Here is a 2599-nt window from a genome sequence, read left to right on the forward strand (position 1 = left end):
GGCGCGCGGCCGGTGACCACGTCCAGGCCGGGAACGCCGAGGCGGCCCGCGTTGCGGCCGATCCGCGCGGCCCGTTCGGGGTGGGCCTCCACCGCCGTGGCGGTGCAGGAGGGGTGGGCGCGCATCCACTCGATGCTCACCGAGCCCGCGCCAGCGCCCACGTCCCACAGGTGCTGGCCCGGCGAGGGGGCCAGGCGGGCCAGCGCCGAGGCGCGCAGGTCGCGCTTGGTGAGCTGCCCGTCGTGTTCGAAGGCGTCGTCGGGCAGCCCCGCGACCAGGCCGTGGCCGGGCGGGCCCAGGAGTTCCAGGGCCAGCACGTGCAGCGGGGGCACCGTGCCGGGAGGTGACGCGAGCCAGTGGTCGGCGGTGGTCTCCAGGCGCGACTCGGAGTCCGCGCCCAGGTCGCCCAGCACGGTCATCCGGCTGGCGCCGTAGCCCGCGCCGACCAGCAGGGCGGCGACCGCGGCGGGGGTGGCGCCGTCGGAGGAGAGCACCAGGACGCGGTGGCCGGGGGCGAGCTGGCGCAGCAGCAGGCGGGGGTCGCGGCCGACCAGGCCCACCACCGCGCAGCGTTCGGCGGGCCAGCCCATGCGGGCGCGAGCCAGGGCGACCGAGGAGACGGCGGGTTCCACCCGCACGGCGTCCGCGCCCAGCAGGTCGATCAGGGTGGTGGCGATGCCGGACACCAGGGGGTCGCCGGAGGCCAGCGCCACGGTGGAGGGGCCGTCAGGGGAGGCGCTGTCGGTGGAAGCTGGGTCGGCGGAGGCGGCGTCGAGCGAGGCCAGCAGAGGCGGCAGGCCCTCGCGCAGGGGTGAGGGCCAGGCCAGGCGGCGCTGCCGGGGCCGGTCGGGGAGCATCGCCAGGTGCCTGCGCCCGCCGAGCACCGTGTCGGCGGCCAGGACGAGCGCGCGCAGCCGCTCGGGCAGGCCGGGCCAGCCGTCCGCGCCGATGCCGACGACGGTGATCCGGCGCCCGGTGGGCGGGGAGACCCCGTCCTCCCGCGCAGCGGCACGGTGGGTGACGGGAGGGGGCTCCGCGCCGCAGGCGTCCGTTGAGGGTGCACCACTCCCCCGCGCAGCGGCATCCGGGCGGTGGCGGGTGACGGGAGGGCGGCTGTCGTCCTTCATTCCTCGGACGCTATCGTGGCGGCAGGCATGAGGTGCCCCAACGGCCCAGCCATCGGAAACGGTGGGGACGGCCGGCGGGGAGAATCTGGGAAGCCCGGTGAGACTCCGGCACAGGCCCGCTGCGGTGAACCGAGCCTTCCGTCCAGGAAGGACCCGGCAAGTCCGAAGACCGGCCTCGCGCCCGTCCCTTACCGATGGCGACATGAGCGGGAGCCTCTACATGCCATTGCGGTCACCGCACTACCCCTTTTCCGCGATCGTCGGCTGCGACGCCGAGGAACTCGACGACCTGGGCCTGTCCCTCGTCCTCACCAGCGTCTCGCCGGAGATCGGCGGCGTCCTGGTGCGCGGCGAGAAGGGCACCGCCAAGTCCACCGCGGTCCGGGCCCTGGCCTCCCTCCTGCCGCCCGTCGACGTCTACCAGGGCGACCGGTTCTCCGTGGACCCCGCCGACCCGGCGCAGCACTCCCCCGACGGGCCCTTCGGGTCCGGCACGGCCGTGGAGAGCCGCCCGGTGCGCCTGGTCGAACTGCCCGTCGGCGCCACCGAGGACCGCGTCCTGGGCTCCCTGCACCTGGAACAGGCCCTCACCCACGGCAGGGTCGCCTACGAACCCGGCCTGCTGGCCCGGGCCCACCGCGGCATCCTCTACGTCGACGAGGTCAACCTCCTGCACGACCACCTGGTCGACCTGCTGCTGGACGCCGCCGCGACCGGCCGGGTCACCGTGGAGCGCGACGGGTTCTCCGTGGAGCACGCGGCCCGGTTCCTGCTCATCGGCACCATGAACCCCGAGGAGGGCGAGCTGCGCCCGCAGCTCCTGGACCGGTTCGGACTCACCGTCGAGGTCGCCGCGCCGTCCGAGCCCGCGATCCGCGCCGAGGTGGTGCGCAGGCGCATGTCCCACGACGCCGACCCCGCCGCCTTCGCCGGGCGCTACCACGGGGCCGAGAAGGCGCTGGCCGAACGCATCGCGGCGGCCCGGGAGGCACTGGGCCGGGTGCGCCTGTCCGAGGCCGCGCTGCTGAAGATCGCCGAGGTGTGCGCCGCCTACGACGTGGACGGCCTGCGCGCCGACATCGTGACCGCGCGCACGGCGATGGCGCACGCGGCCTGGTCGGGCCGGACCTCGGTCACCCGGGCCGACATCCGCCGCGCAGCCACGCTCGCCCTGCCGCACCGGCGCCGACGCAACCCCTTCGACGCGCCGGGACTCGACGAGGAGCTCCTGGACCGGATCCTGGGCGACGAGGAACCGCCGCCCGACCCCCCGGAGCCGCCGGGCCCGCAGGGGACCGACGACGGCGACGATTCCGAAACCCCGTCAGACACACAGGACCCACAGGATCCCTCCGACAACGCCAGTCCCCCGGACAACGCCGGGGACACCGGGGAAGCCGAGACCTCCGGCGGCGAACAGCCCGACCCGGAGCGCTCCCCCGCCTCAGCCGAGCACGCGCCCGAGGATGCCG

At 75.9% G+C, this 2599-nt stretch carries 2 protein-coding genes and 1 riboswitch; of the genes, one reads left to right on the plus strand and one right to left on the minus strand.

Annotated elements, in window-relative coordinates:
- Positions 1-1127: precorrin-6y C5,15-methyltransferase (decarboxylating) subunit CbiE (cbiE, locus tag DQW06_RS27770; RefSeq protein ID WP_232833185.1), on the minus strand; the 1127-nt coding region annotated here is incomplete at its 3' end.
- A 48-nt stretch (positions 1128-1175) separates the two neighbouring features.
- Positions 1176-1320: riboswitch (cobalamin riboswitch) on the plus strand.
- A gap of 27 nt (positions 1321-1347) precedes the next feature.
- Here cbiE and DQW06_RS27775 point away from each other — a divergent pair.
- The coding region (locus tag DQW06_RS27775; protein ID WP_370449151.1) for an ATP-binding protein at positions 1348-2599 on the plus strand (1252 nt) is incomplete at its 3' end.

Origin of the sequence: Nocardiopsis sp. TNDT3 (assembly GCF_003427465.1) — a bacterium.
GTDB lineage: Bacteria > Actinomycetota > Actinomycetes > Streptosporangiales > Streptosporangiaceae > Nocardiopsis > Nocardiopsis dassonvillei.